Consider the following 503-nt stretch of genomic DNA (forward strand, 5'->3'; position numbering starts at 1 on the left):
CGTTTGGAACGCTAAGGGAGAAGATATTTTGAACAAAATACAGCGAGCCCGCGCGGCAATGAGCACGCAGGCATGAGAGAAGTTAATTTTGAGACGGTACACTAGGGAAGCCCTGAAGTAGGCATCGATTCTTGATGCCCTCGTTGCCTGATGTTCAAAAAAACTCGCCCGATAAGATAATCAGATTTCTCCTGCTTTAAACTCATCGAGTTTCCTTAAAACAGCACCTTTCCAAGGCGTTTTCCGCATTACAGGCGCACCTCTCCCATCGCCAGCAGCCGTTTCCGCACCATCCAAAGGTTCGACAAAGCCACACAGTGTGGCCTGTTGCACGGTGTTCTTAGCCAGCCCGTGAAACCGGACTTTCGTATAACCAAACTGGCGCTTGATCACGCGAAATGGATGTTCAACCTACGCCCGCAACTGGGCTTTCGTGAACTCGATTTTGCGATAGACCCGTGCGATCAAACTTTTCTCGCCATGCTTTTTATAACGGCTTGGAC

Annotated in this window: 1 pseudogene; it reads right to left on the reverse strand. The window is 49.5% G+C overall.

The features are described 5' to 3' along the window. Positions 1 to 248: 248 nt before the first annotated feature. A pseudogene (locus DW49_RS1000000131200) lies at positions 249 to 503 on the reverse strand (transposase); the annotation flags it as partial.

Source organism: Pseudomonas avellanae BPIC 631, from assembly GCF_000444135.1.
GTDB lineage: Bacteria > Pseudomonadota > Gammaproteobacteria > Pseudomonadales > Pseudomonadaceae > Aquipseudomonas > Aquipseudomonas avellanae.